Source organism: Streptomyces sp. SM10 (assembly GCF_002910915.1).
Classification (GTDB): domain Bacteria; phylum Actinomycetota; class Actinomycetes; order Streptomycetales; family Streptomycetaceae; genus Streptomyces.
In genome coordinates, this window is the sequence record NZ_NEUF01000150.1 from 1 (window position 1) to 20,061 (window position 20,061).

Below are 20,061 nucleotides of genomic sequence, written 5' to 3' on the forward strand. Positions count from 1 at the left end.
GTGCTCATTAGAGGACCATCCCTTCTGCAGCCCTCTTCGGTAGGGTTGTGACCTCTCGGTCCCGGTGGGTGCATGGCCAGTAGTGCGAGCCGTTCGACGGCCAGCATGAGTTCCGCCAGCCCCGCCGGGCCGAGGCCGTCTGATCGGCTTCAGGGACACGCCCCGCAGAGGGCCGATTAATGAGCTCCCGGCAGACGACCTCACCACCACCGGGCAGGTGCTCCGTCGACGTCACAGGAGTACTTCTTTCGTGTTCATCGGATGGGACTGGGCGACCGAGACCCATGACGTCACCGTCATGGACGACGCCGGAAAACGCGTGGACCGGTGGGAGTTCGCCCACACCGAAGAGGGATTCGCCAGGACCCTGGCCCGGCTGGGGAAGCACGGAGCCCCGGCGGATCTGCCCGTGATGATCGAGACCAGCCGCGGCCTGGCCGTGGACCGGCTGCTGGTTGCCGGCCACCCGGTGGTGCCCGTGCATCCCAACGCCTTCCACGCCATGCGCCCGCGCTGGGGCGCCAGCAAGGCCAAGACCGACGCGGGCGACAGCATGAAACTCGCCGACTACCTGCGCACCGACGGCCACTTGCTGCCCCGGCTGGAGCCCACCGAGCAGGCCACCCTCGATCTGCAGGCCCTCACCCGGACCCGCGCCGACCACGTCGAGGCCCGCATCGCGGCGGTCAACCAGCTTGCCGCGCTGCTGGACATGCACTGGCCCGGAGGCAAGGCCGTGTTCGCCAACCTCGACAGCGACATCGCCATGGCCTTCCTGGAGCGCTACCCCACCCCGGCCTCCGCCGCGAGGCTTACCGCCGGACGCCTCGAAGCCTGGTGCAAGCGCCACGGCTACTCCGGCAGGAAGCCCGGAGGTGTCCTGATCGAACGCCTGCGGACGGCCCCGAAGGCGGCCTCCCGCCTCAGCGAGGCAGTCGTCGAGCAGCTGGTCCAGGTCCAGGTCCAGCTGGTGAAGGGCATCCGCACGACCATCCGCACGCTGGACAAGACCATCGCCGAGGCGGTCGAAACCCACACCTACGCGCCGCTGTTCGCGACGATGCCGCGCATCGGCAGGGTCAGCCTCGGCCAGATCATCGGTGAGATCGGCCCGCTCCTGGAACGCGCCCGCACCAGCGAGCAGCTCATCGCCGAGGCCGGGGTCGTCCCCGTGACCCGAGCGTCGGGCAAGTCCCGCACCGTCGCCTTCCGCTTCGCGACCAACCGCAGAGCCCGCGTCGCCCTGACCGCCTTCGCCGACAACAGCCGGCACGGCAGCGACTGGGCCGCGAAAATCTACAACGACGCCCGAGCCCGCCAGAAACGACACCCCCACGCCATCCGCATCCTGGCCCGCGCCTGGCTTCGCGTGATGTGGGCCTGCTGGCGCGACGGCACCTGCTACGACCCCGCCATCCACCAGGCCAACGGCAAGATCAACACGACCACCGACACTGCCTTGGCGGCATAGAGGTTGACTCAGGAAACTCATGCCGCGACCTCCTGGGGGATCGTGTCGGTGACGGGGGCGGCCCTGTCGCCCGTGATGGCCAGGAACACCTCGTCCAGGCTGGGCAGCGCGGTGGAGACGTGGGCGAGCGAGAAGCCCCGGGTACCGAGCAGCCCGATCACGGCGGTCAGCTGCTCGTCGCTGAGGATCGGTACGTGGAGCAGTCCCTCGTCCGGGACCGCCTGGGCGCCGGCGACGCCGTCGAGACCGGTCTCGCGCAGGGCCTGCGCCATGGCGGCCAGCTCGGCGGGGTCGGAGGGCCGGATCTGGAGGGTGCGGCCGCCGACCTTGGCCTTGAGTTCGTCGACTCCGCCCCGGGCGATGATCTTTCCGTGGTCGATGACGGTGAGTTCGTCGGCGAGCTGTTCGGCCTCTTCCATGTACTGGGTGGTGAGCAGCACGGTCGCCCCCTCCGCGACCATCCGCTGCACCTCGTCCCAGACCTCGTTGCGGGTGCGGGGGTCGAGCCCCGTCGTCGGCTCGTCGAGGTAGAGGACGGCCGGGCTTCCGATCATGGAGGCGGCCAGGTCCAGTCGGCGCCGCATGCCGCCGGAGTACTCCATGGCGGCCTTCTTCGCCGCGTCGGTGAGCGAGAAGCGCTCCAGCAGTTCGTCGGCGCGGGACCGTGCCTTCTTGCGCGGCAGGTCGAGCAGCCGCCCGATCATGTAGAGGTTCTCCCAGCCGGAGAGCTTCTCGTCGACCGAGGCGTACTGCCCGGTCAGGCCTATGGTGCGGCGGAGCTGCCGGGGCTGCTTCACCACGTCGTAGCCCGCCACGACCGCGTGACCGGCGTCGGGCAGGATCAGGGTGGACAGGCAGCGTACGAGGGTGGTCTTGCCGGCACCGTTGGGACCGAGCACACCGAGGACGGTGCCCTCGCGCACATCGAGGTCCACACCGTCGAGTGCCTTGGTCGTGCCGTAGTGCTTGACCAGCCCCCGTACCTCGACGGCGTTCCTGCCGCCCTTGAGGTTCTTGTCGTTTCGCGTCATGGGCACCATCAGACCAGCCGTCACCGACAAGTCACCGACATGTCGGTGACAGCCGAACGACAGTGTGCCGGCAAGGGCCGGGAACGGGCGACAGCCCGCCGATGGGGGAAGTCGGCGGGCTGTCGGTGGTGCGGCAGTGGTCTCGGTGGGGCAGCGGCCCCGGGGCGTCAGTGGAAGGTGTGCTCCGCGGCCGGGAAGGTGCCGCCGACGACCTCTTCGGCGTACGCCTTGGCCGCGTCGCCCAGCACCTGGCGCAGGTTCGCGTACTGCTTGGTGAAGCGCGGCACCTTGCCGCCGGTCAGGCCGACCATGTCGGTGTAGACCAGCACCTGCGCGTCCGTGTCGGGCCCGGCGCCGATGCCGACCGTCGGGATGTGCAGGGTGCGGGTGACCTCGGCGGCCAGCTCGGCCGGCACGAGCTCCAGGACGACGGCGAACGCGCCCGCGTCCTGCACCGCCTTCGCGTCCCGCAGCAGCTGCTGGGCGGCTTCCTCGCCGCGGCCCTGGACGCGGTAGCCCATGGAGTTGACGGACTGCGGGGTCAGGCCGATGTGGCCCATGACCGGGATCCCCGCCTCGACCAGGAGCCGGATCTGCTCGTGGGAGCGCTCGCCGCCCTCCAGCTTGACCGCGCCGACGCCGGCGTCCTTGATCAGCCGGGTGGCGTTGCGCAGGGCCTGGACCGGGCCCTCCTGGTACGCCCCGAAGGGCAGATCGGCCACGATGAGGGCGCGCTCGGTGCCCCGTACGACGGCGGCCGAGAGGATCGTCATCTCGTCCATCGTGACGGGCACGGTGGTCTCGTAGCCGAGGTGGCAGTTGCCCATCGAGTCGCCGACGAGCATGACGGGGATGCCCGCCTCGTCGAAGACGGACGCGGTCATCGCGTCGTAGGCGGTGAGCATGGGCCACTTCTCGCCGCGCTCACTGGCGGCGGCGATGTCGTGGACGGTGATGCGGCGGGTGTGCTTGCCCCCGTACAGGGCCTTGCCGGCACCGGGGGTGGGGCCCGCGGGGGGAGTGGCGGACTGGTTCTGCGCAGCCTGAAGCGACATGGCCAACGGCTCCTTCGTCATCTCGAGGCGCCCTGACGGCGTCCCCGGATCCCTTCCATGGTGGCATCCTCCGGCCGTTCCCGGGAAGTGGGCCCACCGCGCCCGGTGAACGGTGTGCGGCAACCGGGTAAAGTCTTTCCAATACGAGACGGTCTCGTATCGAAAGCCCGTTAGGGTCTTCGGCATGTCCATACCGTCCGGCGCCCCTGCCGTCGCGCCCCGTGTCCCGGAGGCGGTCCACCGCCGCCGCTGGGCCATCCTCGGCGTCCTCATGTTCAGCCTGCTCATCGTCGTTCTGGACAACTCGATCCTGAACGTCGCCGTCAAGACCATCGCCAGCCCCGCGCCGACCGGTATCGGCGCCACCCAGAGCGAGCTCGAGTGGGCGATCAACTCCTACACGCTCGTCTTCGCCGGGCTGCTCTTCACCGCCGGACTGCTGGGTGACCGCATCGGCCGCAAGAAGGTCCTGCTGGCCGGCATCCTGGTCTTCGGCGTGGGCTCCGCCCTGGCCGCCCTCTCCTCCACGCCCGGCGAACTCATCACCTGGCGCGCGCTCATGGGCTTCGGTGCGGCCTTCGTGATGCCCGCCACACTCGCGGTGCTGATGAACGTCTTCGAGCGCGACGAGCAGCCCAAGGCCATCGGCATCTGGGCCGGCAGCGTCGGCCTCGGCATCGCGATCGGCCCGATCACCGGCGGTCTGCTCCTGGAGCACTTCTGGTGGGGCTCGATCTTCCTGGTCAACGTGCCCGTCGTGATCGTCGCGCTGGTCGCCATGGCCGTCCTCGTGCCCGACTCGCGTGACCCCGCCCCCGGCCGCGTCGACCCGCTCGGGGTCGTCCTGTCCATCATCGGGCTGGTCCTGCTGGTCTACGGCATCATCCGCGGCGGGGAGCTCGCCTCCTTCACCGACGTCACCGTCCTCGCACCGCTGATCGGCGGTCTGCTGGTCCTCGCGGCGTTCGTCTGGCACGAGAAGCGCAGCAGCCACCCCTCGATCGACATCTCCTACTTCCGCAAGCCCGCCTTCTCCGCAGCCGTCGCGGCCATCGCGCTGGTCTTCTTCGCGCTGATGGGCGTCACGTTCTTCTCCGCCTTCTACCTGCAGAGCGTGCGCGGCTACACCGCGCTGGAGTCGGGGCTGCTGATCCTCCCGCTCGCCGCCGCCCAGATGATCTTCGCGCCGCGCGCCCGCCTGGTCGTCGACCGCTTCGGGGCCCGTGCGGTCTGCACGGCGGGCATGCTGCTCGTCGCCGGCGGCCTCGCGGCCTTCGCGCTGTTCGACGCGGACACCCCGCTCTGGGTGCTGTGCCTGGTCTTCTTCGTCCAGGGCACCGGCATGGCGCACATCATGCCGCCGGTCACCGTGGCCGTGATGCAGGCCCTGCCGCGCGAGCGGGCCGGCTCGGGCTCCGCCATCAACAACACGTTCCGCCAGGTCGGCGGGGCGCTCGGCATCGCCGTGCTCGGCTCGGTGCTCTCCACGGTCTACCGGGGCGACATCGAGGGTCACCTGACCGGGGTCCCGGCCGCCGCGCGGGACGTCGCGGGCGAGTCCATCGAGGCCACCCTCGGGGTCGCGGAGAGGATGGGCCCGGCAGGCAAGCCGCTGATCGCGGCGGCGAACGACGCGTTCATCGGCGCGATGCACGTCACCGCGCTCGGCTCGGCGGCGGTCGCGCTGATCGGCGCGGCGGTCGTGGCCGCGTTCCTGCCCGGCCGGCCGCCCGTGGTCCAGGAGGGCCAGGGGCAGGTCAGGGAGCCCGCGCGGAGGTCCTGATCCGCCGCGACCGGCCGGGAGCCGTCCCGCTCCCGGCCGGTCGGCGAGAATCGGGGACGTACGGCGAACAGCGAGCGGCGGACGGCGCAGCGAGAGGCGGCCCAGTGCGGCAGGCGGCACAGAACCCGGAACAGGACCCGGCCGAGGGTCCGTCCCTCCCGCCCTGCCAGGAGCCGGAGCCACGCAGGGGCCGTCCCAGGAGCGCGGCCGTCGAGCGGGCGATCCTCGACGCCGTCGTGCAGCTGCTGGAGTCGGGGGAGACCCTGGACGGGCTCTCCATCGAGCGCATCGCCCGCACCGCGGGTGTCGGCAAGGCCACCATCTACCGTCGCTGGAGCGGCAAGGAGGAGCTCTTCGTCGATGTCCTGCGCGACATCGAGCCCGCCGATCCCGCCGTCTCCGGCACCGCGGGTCTGGCCGATCTGCGGATGCTGCTGGAGTCCATGCGTACGCGCGGTCTCGCCCAGCGCTCCTCCGCGCTCCTGCACAACGTGTTCGTGCAGATGAAGAAGCACCCCAGGCTCTGGACCGAGTACCAGAGCACCGTCATCGCGCCGCGTCGCGTCGCGATGCTGGCCGCCGTGCAGCGGGCCGTGGACGCGGGGGAACTCCGCGACGACCTCGACGTGGAGCTCATGGACGACCTCTTTCTGGGACCCATGCTCGTCCGCACCGTCCATCGTCCCGACGCCCCCCTGCCGGAGGATCTGGCCGACCGCGTCATCCGGACCCTTCTCCAGGGTCTCGCGCCACGCTCGGCGACCTCGCAGGTCACAACCGTGGAACCGACGGCCTCTCCTGTGTGATCGTTCTGTCACAAGCCGCGAAACGGCCACCGCCACCGGAACCCGTCGGACCGCATCCGTCGTCCTGATGGCAGTACGGCCGTCGTCGACGGCGGGAACGGCGTCACCCATCGCCTAGGGTCGGGAGGCGCGGTGATGTGCACGGCAAGGCAGTGAGGACGAGCGCGATGGTGCAGGCGTACAGGACGGACACCGAGGGCGCCGGCGCGGGTCCCGGGCACGGCTCCCGTCTCGGGGCTCTGCGTCACAGACTGGCCTCGGACCGGGGCATCTGGCGGCGCGGCATCCTCCTGGCGCTCTGCTCGGTCCTCCTTACCGTCGTCATGGTCCTCCACGCGGACATCCCGAACGCCATCGGCAACCTGGGCAGTCTCATCGAGACGTTCCTGCCCTGGTTCGGCCTCCTCGTGCCCGTCCTGCTGGTCCTCGGCCTGGTCCGGCGTTCGGCGACCGCGGTCATCGCCCTGATCCTGCCGGTCGCGGTCTGGCTCAACCTCTTCGGCGGTCTGCTCTTCTCCGACAAGTCGGGCAGCGGCGGTGGCCTCACCGTCGCCACGCACAACGTCAACGCGGGAAACCCCGACCCGACGGGCACCGCCCAGCAGGTCGCGAGCTCCGGCGCGGACATCGTGGCCCTGCAGGAACTGCCCGGCGGCAAGGTCGCGGCGTACGAGGACGCCCTCGCCGACGCCTATCCGCACCACTCCGTCCAGGGCACCGTCGGCCTGTGGAGCAAGTACCCGGTGACGGACTCCAGCCCCGTGGACATCAAGCTGGGCTGGACCCGCGCGATGCGCGCCACCGTCACCACGCCCGAGGGCCGGGTCAAGGTGTACGTCGCCCACCTCCCGTCCGTGCGGGTCAAGCTGAACGCCGGCTTCACCGCCAACCAGCGCGACGACAGTGCGGACGCCCTGGGCGAGGCCATCGCCGACGAGCCGATCGAGCGGGTGGTCCTGCTCGGCGACCTCAACGGCACCATGAACGACCGCTCCCTGAACGCCGTCACCGCCCAGATGCGCTCCACCCAGGGCGCGGCGGGCGACGGCTTCGGCTTCAGCTGGCCGGCGGCGTTCCCGATGGCGCGGATCGACCAGATCATGGTCCGGGGCGTCGAGCCCCTCGCCTCCTGGACCCTGCCCGCCACGGACAGCGACCACCTCCCGATCGCGGCCCGCGTGGAACTGTGAGCGCGGGTTCCGGCCGACGCGCTACGCTCCCACCCATGCCCAGCCCCGAGTCCGACAGACTCCGGCCGCCGGTTCGCCGGTGGCCGGTCACCGACGCCGAAAGCCTCTGACCCCAGCGGTCACCGGGCTTCCCCGTCCTGCCGTCGGCCACCGCCGGACCGTCCGCGGCGGTGTGGGCCCACTTTCCTGTCCGGCATGACGCCCGACATTCCACCGCGTTGCCGTCCCCGTGCTCCGGCGCGTGACGACGGGCGCGGCCCGCACCCCCTGCACACCGCTCGTCTCCTCCGACGGTTCCGTACAAGGGGTTCCTCCTCATGCCATTCGCTGTGTACGTGCTCGGCCTGGCGGTCTTCGCCCAGGGCACATCGGAGTTCATGCTGTCCGGCCTGCTCTCGGGCATCGCCGGCGACCTGAACGTCTCGCTCGGCGCAGCCGGGCTGCTGACCTCGGCCTTCGCGATCGGGATGGTGGTCGGCGCACCGCTCACCGCCCTGGCCGGCCGCACCTGGCCCCGGCGCCGGGCCCTGCTGTTCTTCCTCGGCGTCTTCGTCGCCGTCCATGTCGTCGGCGCGCTGACGTCCAGCTACGCGGTGCTGCTCGCGACCCGGTTCGCCGGGGCGCTGGCCAATGCCGGTTTCTGGGCGGTGGCGCTGGTCACCGCGCTGTCCCTGGTGGGCCCGCACCAGCGGGCCCGTGCCACCGCCGTGGTCGTCGGCGGGGTCACCGTCGCGTGTGTGGTGGGCGTGCCGGCGGGGGCCGCCCTGGGTGGACTCCTGGGTTGGCGCTCGGCGTTCTGGGCCGTGGCCCTCGTCTCCCTGCCCGCCGCCCTCGCACTGTGGGCGGCGGTGCCGGCAGGCCGGCCCGATGACGCGCCGCCGGGGAGCGCGAGGAGCGAACTGCGGGCCCTGGCCCGTCCCCGGCTGCTGCTGACCCTGCTGGTGATGGCGCTCGTGCAGGGGGCGACCTTCTGCGCGTTCTCCTATCTGGAACCGCTCGTCACCCGGATCACCGGATTCGGTGCGGGCGGGGTGCCGCTGGTGCTCGCACTGTTCGGCGTCGGCTCCTTCGCGGGCGTCACCCTCGCCGGACGCCTGGCCGACGCCCGCCCGGACGCGGTCATCGGGGTCGGAACGACCGCGCTGGCCGCGGGCTGGGCCGTTCTGGCCCTGACAGCCGCCCACCCGGTGGCGGTGCTCGCCCTCGTCCTGCTCCTGGGGGCGCTCGCCTTCGGCACGGGCACGACACTGATCACGCGGGTCTTCCACCAGGCACCCGACGCCCCGACGATGGCGGGCTCGTTCGCGACGGCCGCCTTCAACGTGGGTGCCGCGGCCGGTCCCTGGCTGGGTGGTCTGGCCCTCGGTGCGGGGCTCGGCCTCCGCTCCCCCCTCTGGGTGAGCGCCCTGCTGATGTGCGGGGCCCTCGCGGGCGCGGGGGCCCTGGCCGTGTCGTCCGGCACGGCCGGGCGGCCGCTCACCGCCCGGAGGCGTCCGGTGCCGGAGCGATGAGGACGAGGGCCCGGCCGGCGGGCCCGGCCGGGCCATGAGCCATGATCAGGGGGCCGGGAAGGGGTGCACCCGGCGAGTGACGCCCACATCACACCCCGCCGCAACGGCTTGTTCACGTCCGGGCATAAAACGTCTGAGAGACTTTGTTCCGACGGGGTACATAACCCGTCCCGGCAACGACGCCGACGCTCCCGCACACACCGCCGCCACCCGGACGTCACCGTCCGGGCGGCCCCTGCCCGAAAGGTCACTTCCATGCCCCTGGCCCTGCTCGCCCTCGCTGTGAGCGCCTTCGGCATCGGCACCACCGAGTTCGTGATGATGGGGCTGCTGCCCAACGTCGCGGACGATCTGGGAACGTCCGTACCCACCGCCGGTTACCTCGTCTCGGCGTACGCGATCGGCGTCGTCCTCGGTGCCCCGCTGCTCACCGGCCTCGGCTCCAGGATCCCGCGCAAGCGGATGCTCCTGCTCCTGATGGCCGTCTTCACGGTCGGCAACCTCGCCTCCGCCTTCGCTCCCGACTTCGGCTGGTTGCTGGCCGGCCGGTTCCTGGCCGGACTGCCGCACGGGGCCTTCTTCGGCGTCGGCGCCGTCGTCGCCGCCCGCCTCGTGCCGGAGGGCCGCCAGGCCCGTGCGGTCGCCACGATGTTCCTCGGCCTGACCGTGGCCAACATCGTCGGCGTCCCCGCGGCCACCCTCCTGGGACAGCACCTCGGCTGGCGCGCCACGTTCATGGTGGTCGCCGTGATCGGCCTGGGCGCGATGGCCGCGCTCGCCCGTCTCGTCCCGCAGATCCCCGTCGAGGCGCACCAGAACGTCCGCCGTGAGCTCAGCGCGCTCGGCAGCCGCCAGGTGGTGCTCGGACTGCTCACCGCCGTCCTCGGCTTCGCGGGCGTCTTCGCCGTCTACTCCTACCTCTCCTCCATGACCACCGAGGCGATGGGCTTCGGCGAGTCCTCGGTGACGCTCGTCCTCGCGCTCTTCGGCATCGGGATGACGCTCGGCGCGCTGGCGGCAGGGCCGCTGACCGACCGCGCCCTGCGGCCCACGCTCTACGGCTCGCTGGGGGCCCTGGCCGTCGTCCTGGTCGTCTTCCCCTTCGCCGTCCACGTGCAGTGGGCCGCCCTGGTCATGGTGGTGCTCCTCGGCGGCATCGGCTTCATGACCACCACGCCGCTGCAGATGCTCGTGATGAACAAGGCCAAGGACGCCCCCACCCTCGCGTCCGCCTCCAACCACTCCGCCTTCAACCTCGCCAACGCGGGAGGGGCCTGGCTCGGCGGGGTCGCCATCTCGGCGGGCTGGGGCTGGACCTCCCCGGCGCTGGTCGGCGCCGTGCTCGCCGTGGCGGGTCTCGCCGTGGCGGTCACCGCCGGTGTGCTGGACCGGGCCCCGGGCACCTCGCGCGTCGTGGCGTCCGGCGCCCGCGCCGGGACCCGGGAGCACGCGGAGGCCCGCTCGTAACACGGGCCGAGGATCTACCGGGCCGGGCCGGGCCGGTGGGGGCGTCACGCTCCCTGCCGGCCCGGCTTCGTGCGGCTCCGGCCGCACCGAGGCCGGCCAGGCCGCCGTGGCCGGTCGTGGAGGGCGGCCCGCAGGACGCCTGATTCCCGGGACGGGGGGCGGCGCGCGGAAGCCGGTCCGCCCGTGGCTCGGCGGACCGGCTCCGTCGAGCCGGGTCAGCTCGACTCGCGCCAGTGGTTCGTGACCGGCAGCCGGCGGTCCTTGCCGAAGCCCTTCGGCGAGATCTTCGTGCCCGGCGGGTACTGCCGCCGCTTGTACTCGGCCGTGTCCACCATGCGCAGCGTCCTCGTCACCAGGGCGTCGTCGAACCCCGCCGCCACGATGGCGTCCCGGCCCTGGTCCCGGTCGACGTACATCTCCAGGATCCGGTCCAGCACGTCGTAGTCGGGCAGCGAGTCAGTGTCCACCTGGTCCGGGCGGAGTTCGGCGCTCGGCGGCTTGGTGATGGACGCCTCCGGGATCGGCGGGGTCTGCCCGCGCTCCTCGGCGGCACGGTTGCGCCACCTCGCGAGACGGAAGACCGACGTCTTGTACACGTCCTTGATCGGCCCGTACGCGCCGACGGAGTCGCCGTACAGCGTGGAGTAACCCACCGCCAGCTCGGACTTGTTGCCCGGCGCGAGCACGATCTGGCCCTCCTGGTTGGAGAGGGCCATCAGCATCGTGCCGCGCAGCCGCGACTGGAGGTTCTCCTCGGCCAGCCCGGTGAGCCCCAGCGACCCCATGTACGCGTCGAACATCGGCTCGATCGGTACGGTGCGGAAGTTCAGCCCCGTGCGCCGGGCCAGTTCGGCCGCGTCGCCCTTGGAGTGGTCCGAGGAGTACTTCGACGGCATCGAGACGCCGTGGACGTGCCGGGCGCCCAGCGCGTCGCAGGCGATGGCGGCGACGAGCGCCGAGTCGATGCCGCCGGAGAGGCCGATCAGCACGCTGCTGAAACCGTTCTTCGCGGCGTACGCGCGCAGGCCCACGACCAGTGCCGAGTACAGCTCCTCGTCGTCGTCGAGTCGCTCCGCGTACCCTCCGGCGAGCTCCGGGTCGTAGGCGGGGAGCGGCTCCTCGCTCAGGACGACATGGTCGACCCGCAGCCCGTCGCTGACGACGCCCGACGGTGCCGCGGCAGCGGCGGCCGGCAGGTCCAGGTCCAGGATCACGCTGCCCTCGGCGAACTGCGGTGCGCGGGCGATGACGTCGCCGGCCCTGTCGACGACGATGGAGTCCCCGTCGAAGACCAGCTCGTCCTGGCCGCCGATCATCGCCAGGTAGGCGGTCGTGCAGCCGGCCTCCTGCGCCCGCTTGCGGACCAGCTCCAGCCGGGTGTCGTCCTTGTCGCGCTCGTAGGGGGAGGCGTTGATGGACAGCAGCAGCCCGGCCCCGGCGGCACGTGCGGCCGGGACGCGTCCGCCGTCCTGCCAGAGGTCCTCGCAGATCGCGAGGGCCACGTCGATGCCGTGCACCCGCACGACGGGCATCGAGTCGCCCGGCACGAAGTACCGGAACTCGTCGAAGACGCCGTAGTTGGGCAGGTGGTGCTTGGCGAAGTTCAGCGCGACGCCGCCCCGGTGCAGCACCGCGGCGGCGTTGCGCGGGGACCCCGCGGGCTGTCCGTAGCGTGCCGCCGCGTGCTCGGAGCGGTCGAGGTAGCCGACGACGACCGGTAGTTCACCGAAGCCCTCGTCGGCGAGACGGGTGGCGAGGGCGCGCAGTGCCGCCCGCGAGGCCTCGACGAACGACGACCGCAGGGCCAGGTCCTCGACGGGGTACCCGGTCAGCACCATCTCGGGGAACGCCACCAGGTGGGCCCCCTGCTCGGCGGCGTGCCGGGTCCAGTGGACGATCGACTCGGAGTTGCCGGCGAGGTCTCCGACGGTCGCGTCGATCTGATTGAGTGCGAGACGTAGTTGAGGCACGGGACCAGTGTAATCGTCTGACTGACGCGATGTCCTGGCGTCCGCCGTCCTCCCGCGCTCCGGGCCCCCGCGCGCCGCCGGGGCCCTGCCGCGCACCGCTCAGCGGAGGTAGCCGAGCACCGTCATCATGCCCGACTCCGCGTGGTAGACGTTGTGACAGTGCAGCATCCACAGGCCGGGGTTGTCCGCGTCCAGATCGATCGTCAGCGAGCGCCCCGGCAGGACCGCCGCGGTGTCCTTGCGTGCGCCGAGTGCCGTGCCGGCCAGCGCGAACGTGTGGCCGTGCAGATGGATCGGGTGCCACATCGAGGTGCGGTTGGTGAAGGCCAGGCGCACCCGCTCCCCGGCCCTGACCGGCTGCCGTACCGCAGGGTCGTACTGCTTGCCGTCGAAGGCCCAGTCGTACGCGTCCATGGAGCCCGTGAGCGTCATCCGCACGGTCCGGTCGGGCTCGCGCTCCGTCAGCGCCACCGACTCGTCGGGGGCGATCCGGTCGGCCGTGACCAGCTCGCCGTCCAGCTCGGTGGGGCGCGCGGTGGCGGGCGGCAGCGCTCCCGGCGCCGTCCGCAGGACGGCCATCGCCGAGGCGTCCTTGCCCTCGGCGAGCGCGGTCAGCGGGAACACGCCGTCCCCGGCCGTCACCATCACGTCGTACCGCTCGCCCATGGCCAGGAGCAGCGTGTCCGTCTCCGTGTGCCGCACCGGGAAGCCGTCCGTGTGCGTCACGGTCATGCGGTGGCCGCCGAGGGCGAGCCGGAAGGCGGTGTCGCCGCCGGCGTTGATGACGCGCAGCCTGATGCGGTCACCCGGACTGGCCTCGAAGACCGAAGGGTCCGTCGCCCGGCGGCCGTTGACCAGGTAGTGCGGGTAGGCGACGTCGCCGGCGTGCCCACCGAGCAGATCGCTGCTGGCGCCCACCAGGAGACGTGAGGGGGCGTCGCCGTCGGCCGGGGCCGCACGGCGGCGGGCCGCCTTGTGCCCTGATGCGTCGTGGCTGCTGCCGCGCCCCTTGGTCAGCTCGTCGAGGACCGCGTCGGGGGTGGAGCCGTCCACCCCGTCGAGCCAGTCGTCGAGGACCACGACCCACTCCTTGTCGTACGAGAGCGGTTCCTTCGGGTCGTCGACGATCAGCGGCGCGTACAGCCCCCGGTCGAGCTGGACGCCCGAGTGCGGGTGGATCCAGTACGTGCCCGGGTGCGAGACCGCGAAGCGGTAGGTGAACGCGGCTCCGGGCGCGATCGCCTGCTGCGTCAGCCCCGGTACGCCGTCCATGTCGTTGCGCAGCGAGAGGCCGTGCCAGTGCATCGTGGTGGCCTGGGGCAGGTCGTTGGTCAGGGCGAGTTCGAGGGTGTCGCCCGCCGTGACCCGGATCGCCTCGCCGGGCAGACGCTTCCCGTAGGACCAGGTGGGGACGGTCAGGCCGTCGCCGAGTTCGAGGCTGGACGCGGTGGCGGTGAGCGGGACCTTCCGGACGGGGCCGGTGCCCCGTCGGGCCTCGGCTTCCACGACCTCCGGCCCGTCGGGGGCGACGTACTGGTCGGCGGCTCGTGCGGGGGAGGGGGCGCGGGGGGCCGAGGCGCGGGCCGGGGAGGCGAGTCCCGCTGTTCCCGCCAGGGCGATACCGGCGCCGAGCACGGTGCGACGAGTGGGCATTTCAGACATATCGCGCACCGTATCCCGGGGAGGTATACGCACGCGGCCCCGACACCCGGCAGCCCGGCGCGCTCGCGGGCACGAGGATCGGCGGGCCGCGGTGCCCGGGTGCCAGGGGAGCGGGGCGCGGGCAGCAGCCGCGGTCCGGCGCGGGTCCGCGGTGCTGCGGTTGCTCGGACGGCGGACGCTCAGGCGCGGGATCCGGCGTGGGTCCGCGGTTGCTCGGACGGCGGACGCTCAGGCGCGGGAGTAGACCTTCTCCGCCCAGCCGGCGACCTGCTCGTCCGAGAGGTGCATGGCCAGATCCGCCTCGCTGATCATGCCGATCAGCTTCTTGTCCTCGATCACCGGGAGCCGGCGGATCCGGTGGCTCTGCATCTCCTCCAGCACCGCGTCGACACCCGCCGTCGACTCGATCCAGCGCGGAGTGCCGTGGCAGAGCTCGCCCGCCGTCACCTTCGACGGATCGTGCCCCGACGCCACGCACTCGACGACGATGTCGCGGTCGGTGATGATGCCGACCATCCGGTCCTGCCCACCCTCGGCGGAGACCGGGAGCGCCCCCACCTCGTGGTCCCGCATCATCTGGGCGGCGCGGTCGAGCGTCTCGTGGGCGGGGATCCACTGGGCCCCGGTGTGCATGATGTCCTTGGCCGTGGTCATGGGTTGCCTCCTGCGTGCCGGTGGGCACTGCTGTACGGCCCCGAGTCCTTCCATCGTCGGGGCCCTGCCCGGCGTACGCGACCGCTGTCACCCGTTCGGGCGTATGCCGGGCCGGTTCCGCGCGTCAGGGGCGGGGCGAGGCGCCGCGCGCCGCCAGCATGTCCGCCATCAGGTCCAGCTCGGACCGCTGAGCCACGACCATGCCCTCGGCCAGACGCTTCTCCGCCGGTACGGTGCACCGCGAGGCGCAGCCGCGGGCCATCGCGACACCGCCCTCGTGGTGGTCGGTCATCAGCTGCAGGAAGAGGATCTCGGCCTTCTCGCCGCGGGCGTCGCGGAGCCGGCCGAGCTCGGCCCTGGTCGCCATGCCCGGCATGAGGGCCCCGTCGTGATCCATGCCCTCCATGCCCTGCACGTCCTGCATGCCTTCCACGCCGTGGCCGCTGTGGGCGCCGTCGTCCGCCATCCACGCCATCGGGCCCTGCCCGTCGGGCGCGGTCTTCGGCAGCTCCCACAGGTCCAGCCAGCCGAGCAGCATGCCCCGCTGATTGGCCTGCGTGTTGGCGATGTCGTAGGCGAGACGCCGTACGTCCTCGTCGCGGGTCACGTCCCGTACGAGGAACGACATCTCCACGGCCTGCTGATGGTGGACGGCCATGTCCCGCGCGAAGCCCGCGTCCGCGGACTCCGCGGTGGGCGTACGGGGCGCCGGTGCGGCCCCGCCACCCCGGGCGGAGGCGACCGTCGCCGCCCCCGCGAACAGCAGGGCGAGTGCCACGGCGGAGCCCGCCACCCACCGCGTACGCCGGTCGAGCGCCGCGCTCATCCGTCGACCCCGCCGGTGCAGGGCGCGCCCGGCTCGGGCGTCTGCGCGCCCTGGACGTACGTGGCGAAGAACCGCGCCACCCGCGGGTCGTCCGCGCCGTCCACCGTGAGCTGCTTGCCCCAGGCGCTCAGCATGATGGCCCCCGCCTGGCCCTCGTACGGGGACATCAGGGAGAACGGGGTACTCCTCACCCTGGACGCGAGCGTGCCGACGTCGGACTCCGAGGCCTTGCCGTTGTACGTCACCCAGACCGCGCCGTGCTCCAGGGCGTGCACGGCGTTGACGTCCGGGACGGCCTTTTCGTATACGACGCCGTCGCAGTTCAGCCAGGCCGGATTGTGGTTCCCGCCGACGGGCGGCTTCATCGGGTAGGTCACCTCGGTGGTGACGTGGTCGCGGGTCAGCTTCTCCGCGTCCCACGTCTTCTCGTCCTCGATCGGCTCCGCCGCGAGCTTCGCCCTGTCCTCCTCCGTCTGCTTGGAGTCCTGGGCCCGGCTCTCCTCGGTCTTCTCCTTCGCCTCGGACTTCTCCAGGAGCATGTAGGAGCCGAATCCCAGCAGGCCGGCGACCACGACGGCACTCAGACCTATGGCGACGACCCGGGTGCGGCGGTCGCGGGAGCGGTCGTCGCTGCGCATCTGCTCCATGCGGGTCCTGCGGTCGAAGCTCATGACGTCGGGTCCTTCTGCCAAAGGGTCGGGAGGGACGGGAGCGGAGCGGGAAAAAGCCGTGCGCACAGGGCCCTGACGGAGCGCCCGCGGACCTTGCACACCATGGGCGCCGATCGTAGTGGGTGGCCGCGTGCTCTCTCTCACACCGTGTGCGTAATGTGGGTGAAATCCCGGGTCGTGATACTGAGGTGTCTCCCCTACTCCGGGCGGTGGTGCACGGGCCGTCTGAACTGCAAGGATGTGGCTATGGACAAGCAGCAGGAATTCGTCCTCAGGACCCTTGAGGAGCGCGACATCCGCTTCGTACGGCTGTGGTTCACCGATGTTCTCGGTTACCTCAAGTCCGTCGCCGTGGCCCCGGCAGAGCTCGAGCAGGCCTTTGACGAGGGCATCGGCTTCGACGGTTCCGCGATCGAGGGCTTCGCCCGTGTATACGAATCGGACATGATCGCCAAGCCGGACCCCGGCACCTTCCAGATCCTTCCCTGGCGTGCGGAGGCCCCCGGCACGGCGCGGATGTTCTGCGACATCCTGATGCCGGACGGCTCGCCCTCCTTCGCCGACCCGCGCTTCGTCCTCAAGCGCATCCTCGCGAAGACCTCCGACCTCGGGTTCACCTTCTACACCCACCCGGAGATCGAGTTCTTCCTGCTGAAGAACAAGCCGGTCGACGGCAGCCGGCCCACCCCGGCCGACAGCTCCGGCTACTTCGACCACACCCCGCAGAACGTCGGCATGGACTTCCGCCGCCAGGCGATCACCATGCTCGAATCGATGGGTATCTCGGTCGAGTTCAGCCACCACGAGGGCGCCCCCGGCCAGCAGGAGATCGACCTCCGCTACGCCGACGCGCTCTCCACCGCCGACAACATCATGACCTTCCGCCTGGTCATGAAGCAGGTCGCGCTGGAGCAGGGTGTGCAGGCCACCTTCATGCCGAAGCCGTTCTCGGAGTACCCGGGCTCGGGCATGCACACCCACCTCTCCCTCTTCGAGGGCGACCGTAACGCCTTCTACGAGTCGGGCGCCGAGTACCAGCTGTCCAAGGTCGGACGCTCCTTCATCGCGGGCCTGCTCAGGCACGCCGCGGAGATCTCCGCCGTGACGAACCAGTGGGTCAACTCCTACAAGCGCATCTGGGGCGGCTCCAGCCGCTCGGCGGGCGCCGGCGGCGAGGCCCCCTCGTACATCTGCTGGGGCCACAACAACCGCTCCGCGCTGATCCGCGTCCCCATGTACAAGCCTGGCAAGACCGGTTCGGCCCGCGTCGAGGTCCGCTCCATCGACTCCGGCGCCAACCCGTACCTGACGTACGCGGTGCTGCTCGCCGCGGGCCTCAAGGGCATCGAGGAGGGCTACGAACTCCCGGCCGGCGCCGACGACGACGTCTGGGCCCTCTCCGACTCGGAGCGCCGCGCGATGGGCATCGAGCCGCTGCCGCAGAACCTGGGCGAGGCGATCGCGCTGATGGAGAAGAGCGAACTGGTCGCCGAGACGCTGGGCGAGCACGTCTTCGACTTCTTCCTGCGCAACAAGAAGCAGGAGTGGGAGGAGTACCGCAGCGAGGTCTCCGCCTTCGAGCTGAAGAACCTGCTGCCGGTGCTGTAACGGCAGGTCAGCGCCTTCGGGGTGCTTGGACGAGGCTTCGGGCCGACGGTGTTCGGGCCGTCGGCCCGAAGCTGTTCCCGCGCGGGCGGAGGTGCGATGGGGGCAGCCGTACTCGTGCACCGTGGGCGCCGGGAACGCCGTAGGGGAGGGATCTCCGCCGTACGGACGGGGCGGTGGGACGGCCGACCTGGTCCTGGAGGCCCGGTGCGCGGGTGTGCCGGTGGACGTCATCTGGCCCGGGGGCGCCGCCCGGCGCGGCTGAGTCACCTCCCGCGTACGGCGGCGGTGACCGCCAGCGCCATGGTTCCCGACAGGACGGCCACCACGAGCGAGGCGAAGAAGAGGACCACCAGCCATCCGGGGGTCCCTCCGGTGACCGTGCCGTCCATGGACACGCAGGCCACCTCCGCCGGGAAGACCTGCCTGCGCACGTCGTCGCAGGCGTTGGGGAGGTCGTCGTTGAGGCCGTACGCCCGGAGCCAGCACAGGGCCCAGCTCGCCAGGAAGACGGTCGACGCGGCGAAGGAGACGCCCCACAGCCCGCCCGGGCCCGCCGGCCGTGGTGTGCCGTCCCTCATGTTCGCTGCCATGCGGGGATCGTAGCCGCACGGCCCCGGCCTGTTTCAGGGCGAGGCCTCCGCCCCGTCAGACGTCCGGTGGTGGCGGTCGTAGTGGCGGGCCCGAGGCCCGGGCACTGATCGCCTTTCACCAGCCGCCCGTGGCACTCCACCACCCGCTGCCGGACTCCTGCATGCTCCAACGCCCCGCTGATCTGGCCGACGTGATCGAGGCTCACCCGCGGGTCGCCGCCGTCCTCACGGGACACCCCCACACCGCGGCGGCCTCCGTCTTCGCCGGACGGCCGCTCGTCGCGGGGCCGGCGGTCACCTGGACCCTGCGTATGCCCTGGGAGGGCGACCGTCCAGCCGACCGCGACCAGCCTCGCCTTCCACGTCCTGGACGACGACGGCAGGCTCACCACCCACTACCGGGTCGTGGTCTGAACCGACGGCCGTCCCTGCCCGGCCGCGTCGCCTGTGGGCGGGGGTGCCCGGTGCGTGCGGCGGGTGGCAGGGGCGCCGCTCAGCCGAAGCCGCGCCCCATCTCGTCGAGGACCTCGTCGATCACCTCGCCCGGCGACCGGGCCAGGTCCTCCTCCATCCACATGCGCATCGCGATCCGCAGTGAGGAGAGGAACGCGGCGGCCAGCACCACGGGGCGCACCGCCCCGCTCCCGGGGCCCGGGCGTGCGGCTATCGCGTCCGCCAGGTCCCGCTCCAGCGCCGCGTGGTCGGCGAGCTGACGGCCCGGGGCAGGGCGCGGCGGGAACGGGCCGACGCCCACCGCACACCGTGCCGCCGGCGGGTCCCGCCCCCGTCGGCGGTGCCGCGCCCGGCGCGGTTCCGGTAGTGTGACGCGTCCCGAGACCGGGACCGACCCAGGAGGTGAGACCCATTACCGCTTCAGCAGGCTGGGCGCTCACCCCTCGCCGTCGCGTGGCCCACCGGGCCTGAGCGATCGCGGAGCGCCCATCGGTTTTCCCGAAAGGCTCCGCACCATGCAGGAATTCGCTCCCTCGCTCACCTCCGCCGCCCTCGTCACCGCGCTCCGTGCCGCCGGCTGTGTCTTCGCCGAGGACGAGGCGGAACTCCTCCTCTCCACAGCGCCGGACCCCGCCGGACTCGCCGCCATGCTCGAACGCCGCGTCGCCGGCCTGCCGCTGGAACACGTGCTCGGCTGGGCCGAGTTCTGCGGGCGGCGCATCTCCGTGGACCCCGGGGTCTTCGTGCCCCGGCGGCGTACCGAGTTCCTCGTCCGCCAGGCAGCCGCGCTCGCGCCCGACCGGGCGGTCGTGGTCGACCTCTGCTGCGGCACCGGGGCGCTCGGCACGGTGCTGGCCTCGTCGCTGCGGGAGGCCGAACTGCACGCCGCCGACGTCGAGCCCGCCGCGGTGCGCTGCGCCCGGCGCAACGTCGGGGATCGAGGAACGGTCTACCAGGGCGACCTCTTCGCGCCCCTGCCCCGCTCCCTGCGCGGACGGGTCGACGTCCTGCTCGCCAACGTGCCGTACGTCCCGACCGGGGACGTCGGGCTGCTGCCCGCAGAGGCGCGCGTCCACGAGCCGCGCGTCGCGCTCGACGGCGGCGGCGACGGGCTCGACGTGATGCGCCGCGTCGCCGCCGAGGCGGCCGACTGGCTGCTACCGGGCGGCAGTCTGCTCGTCGAGACGAGCGAGCGGCAGGCCGCACGCGCCGAAGAGGTGGTGGGGAGCGGCGGACTGACCGCGCGCGTCGCCGTCTCCGAGGAGCTGTACGCCACCGTCGTCATCGGGACCAGGCCGCCCCGGTAGCCGTGG

General features: G+C 71.9%; 16 protein-coding genes and 2 pseudogenes. 9 read left to right on the forward strand and 9 right to left on the reverse strand.

The window, feature by feature from the left end; genetic code table 11:
* The first annotated feature begins 250 nt into the window (after positions 1 to 250).
* Entirely contained in the window at positions 251 to 1,471 is a 1,221-nt protein-coding gene (locus B9S57_RS23640) for an IS110 family transposase (protein ID WP_103515515.1), read from the forward strand.
* A gap of 17 nt (positions 1,472 to 1,488) precedes the next feature.
* On the opposite strand, the gene B9S57_RS23645 is transcribed toward B9S57_RS23640, so the two are convergent.
* Both B9S57_RS23645 and panB read right to left on the reverse strand, forming a co-directional pair.
* Positions 1,489 to 2,511, reverse strand: a complete 1,023-nt coding sequence (locus B9S57_RS23645) for an ATP-binding cassette domain-containing protein (RefSeq protein WP_103517613.1) — start codon at positions 2,509 to 2,511, stop codon at positions 1,489 to 1,491.
* A gap of 158 nt (positions 2,512 to 2,669) precedes the next feature.
* Positions 2,670 to 3,557, reverse strand: coding sequence for a 3-methyl-2-oxobutanoate hydroxymethyltransferase (gene panB, locus B9S57_RS23650; RefSeq protein ID WP_103517614.1), 888 nt, complete (start codon positions 3,555 to 3,557; stop codon positions 2,670 to 2,672).
* A gap of 184 nt (positions 3,558 to 3,741) precedes the next feature.
* Here panB and B9S57_RS23655 point away from each other — a divergent pair, with 184 nt between their 5' ends.
* The 5 genes from B9S57_RS23655 to B9S57_RS23675 all read left to right on the forward strand — a co-directional run bounded on the left by B9S57_RS23655 (position 3,742) and on the right by B9S57_RS23675 (position 10,314).
* On the forward strand, positions 3,742 to 5,340 hold the full coding sequence (locus tag B9S57_RS23655; RefSeq protein ID WP_103517615.1) for a DHA2 family efflux MFS transporter permease subunit: 1,599 nt from the start codon (positions 3,742 to 3,744) through the stop codon (positions 5,338 to 5,340).
* A gap of 104 nt (positions 5,341 to 5,444) precedes the next feature.
* Positions 5,445 to 6,146, forward strand: coding sequence for a TetR/AcrR family transcriptional regulator (locus B9S57_RS23660; RefSeq protein WP_103517616.1), 702 nt, complete (start codon positions 5,445 to 5,447; stop codon positions 6,144 to 6,146).
* A gap of 167 nt (positions 6,147 to 6,313) precedes the next feature.
* Positions 6,314 to 7,336 (forward strand): endonuclease/exonuclease/phosphatase family protein, encoded by a 1,023-nt coding sequence (locus tag B9S57_RS23665; RefSeq protein WP_103517617.1) that lies wholly within the window; start codon positions 6,314 to 6,316, stop codon positions 7,334 to 7,336.
* A gap of 317 nt (positions 7,337 to 7,653) precedes the next feature.
* A complete protein-coding gene (locus B9S57_RS23670; protein WP_103517618.1) occupies positions 7,654 to 8,847 on the forward strand; it encodes a Cmx/CmrA family chloramphenicol efflux MFS transporter in 1,194 nt (397 codons plus the stop codon).
* Positions 8,848 to 9,102: 255 nt separating this feature from the next.
* Positions 9,103 to 10,314 carry an MFS transporter gene (locus B9S57_RS23675; RefSeq protein ID WP_103517619.1) on the forward strand — a complete coding sequence of 404 codons (1,212 nt, stop codon included), beginning with the start codon at positions 9,103 to 9,105 and terminating at the stop codon, positions 10,312 to 10,314.
* A 215-nt stretch (positions 10,315 to 10,529) separates the two neighbouring features.
* On the opposite strand, the gene B9S57_RS23680 is transcribed toward B9S57_RS23675, so the two are convergent.
* The 5 genes from B9S57_RS23680 to B9S57_RS23700 form a co-directional block, all read right to left on the reverse strand.
* Positions 10,530 to 12,284, reverse strand: a complete 1,755-nt coding sequence (locus B9S57_RS23680; protein WP_103517620.1) for an NAD+ synthase — start codon at positions 12,282 to 12,284, stop codon at positions 10,530 to 10,532.
* A 99-nt stretch (positions 12,285 to 12,383) separates the two neighbouring features.
* Positions 12,384 to 13,946 carry a multicopper oxidase family protein gene (locus B9S57_RS23685; RefSeq protein WP_103517621.1) on the reverse strand — a complete coding sequence of 521 codons (1,563 nt, stop codon included), beginning with the start codon at positions 13,944 to 13,946 and terminating at the stop codon, positions 12,384 to 12,386.
* Between the two features lie 228 nt (positions 13,947 to 14,174).
* Positions 14,175 to 14,600, reverse strand: coding sequence for a CBS domain-containing protein (locus B9S57_RS23690; RefSeq protein WP_103517622.1), 426 nt, complete (start codon positions 14,598 to 14,600; stop codon positions 14,175 to 14,177).
* 124 nt (positions 14,601 to 14,724) lie between these two features.
* Entirely contained in the window at positions 14,725 to 15,426 is a 702-nt protein-coding gene (locus tag B9S57_RS23695; RefSeq protein ID WP_103517623.1) for a DUF305 domain-containing protein, read from the reverse strand.
* Positions 15,423 to 16,097, reverse strand: coding sequence for a DUF3105 domain-containing protein (locus B9S57_RS23700; protein ID WP_103517624.1), 675 nt, complete (start codon positions 16,095 to 16,097; stop codon positions 15,423 to 15,425). The genes B9S57_RS23695 and B9S57_RS23700 overlap by 4 nt, the downstream gene beginning before the upstream one ends.
* A 246-nt stretch (positions 16,098 to 16,343) precedes the next feature.
* On the opposite strand from B9S57_RS23700, the gene glnA reads away from it, so the two are divergent.
* Complete coding sequence (glnA, locus tag B9S57_RS23705) at positions 16,344 to 17,705, forward strand: type I glutamate--ammonia ligase (RefSeq protein ID WP_103517625.1); 1,362 nt, start codon at positions 16,344 to 16,346, stop codon at positions 17,703 to 17,705.
* A gap of 263 nt (positions 17,706 to 17,968) precedes the next feature.
* Here the strand turns inward: glnA and B9S57_RS34240 are convergent, their stop codons facing one another.
* Positions 17,969 to 18,295 (reverse strand): hypothetical protein, encoded by a 327-nt coding sequence (locus B9S57_RS34240; protein ID WP_146057800.1) that lies wholly within the window; start codon positions 18,293 to 18,295, stop codon positions 17,969 to 17,971.
* A gap of 101 nt (positions 18,296 to 18,396) precedes the next feature.
* Between B9S57_RS34240 and B9S57_RS35715 the strand changes: the two are divergent.
* Positions 18,397 to 18,709, forward strand: a pseudogene (locus tag B9S57_RS35715) (phosphodiesterase); the annotation flags it as partial.
* Between the two features lie 79 nt (positions 18,710 to 18,788).
* Here the strand turns inward: B9S57_RS35715 and B9S57_RS23720 are convergent.
* Positions 18,789 to 19,010 (reverse strand): annotated as a pseudogene (locus B9S57_RS23720) (TetR family transcriptional regulator); the annotation flags it as partial.
* A 253-nt stretch (positions 19,011 to 19,263) separates the two neighbouring features.
* Here B9S57_RS23720 and B9S57_RS23725 point away from each other — a divergent pair.
* On the forward strand, positions 19,264 to 20,055 hold the full coding sequence (locus tag B9S57_RS23725; protein ID WP_103517627.1) for a putative protein N(5)-glutamine methyltransferase: 792 nt from the start codon (positions 19,264 to 19,266) through the stop codon (positions 20,053 to 20,055).
* Positions 20,056 to 20,061 lie beyond the last annotated feature (6 nt).

Excerpts from the sequence above, each read along its gene's own strand:
- B9S57_RS23645 (WP_103517613.1), bottom strand. The coding sequence starts at position 2,511 with ATGGTGCCCATGACGCGAAACGACAAGAACCTCAAGGGCGGCAGGAAC.
- panB (WP_103517614.1), bottom strand. The coding sequence starts at position 3,557 with ATGTCGCTTCAGGCTGCGCAGAACCAGTCCGCCACTCCCCCCGCGGGC.
- B9S57_RS23655 (WP_103517615.1), top strand. The coding sequence starts at position 3,742 with ATGTCCATACCGTCCGGCGCCCCTGCCGTCGCGCCCCGTGTCCCGGAG.
- B9S57_RS23665 (WP_103517617.1), top strand. The coding sequence starts at position 6,314 with ATGGTGCAGGCGTACAGGACGGACACCGAGGGCGCCGGCGCGGGTCCC.
- B9S57_RS23670 (WP_103517618.1), top strand. The coding sequence starts at position 7,654 with ATGCCATTCGCTGTGTACGTGCTCGGCCTGGCGGTCTTCGCCCAGGGC.
- B9S57_RS23675 (WP_103517619.1), top strand. The coding sequence starts at position 9,103 with ATGCCCCTGGCCCTGCTCGCCCTCGCTGTGAGCGCCTTCGGCATCGGC.
- B9S57_RS23685 (WP_103517621.1), bottom strand. The coding sequence starts at position 13,946 with ATGTCTGAAATGCCCACTCGTCGCACCGTGCTCGGCGCCGGTATCGCC.
- B9S57_RS23690 (WP_103517622.1), bottom strand. The coding sequence starts at position 14,600 with ATGACCACGGCCAAGGACATCATGCACACCGGGGCCCAGTGGATCCCC.
- B9S57_RS23695 (WP_103517623.1), bottom strand. The coding sequence starts at position 15,426 with ATGAGCGCGGCGCTCGACCGGCGTACGCGGTGGGTGGCGGGCTCCGCC.
- B9S57_RS23700 (WP_103517624.1), bottom strand. The coding sequence starts at position 16,097 with ATGAGCTTCGACCGCAGGACCCGCATGGAGCAGATGCGCAGCGACGAC.
- glnA (WP_103517625.1), top strand. The coding sequence starts at position 16,344 with ATGGACAAGCAGCAGGAATTCGTCCTCAGGACCCTTGAGGAGCGCGAC.
- B9S57_RS34240 (WP_146057800.1), bottom strand. The coding sequence starts at position 18,295 with ATGGCAGCGAACATGAGGGACGGCACACCACGGCCGGCGGGCCCGGGC.
- B9S57_RS23725 (WP_103517627.1), top strand. The coding sequence starts at position 19,264 with ATGCAGGAATTCGCTCCCTCGCTCACCTCCGCCGCCCTCGTCACCGCG.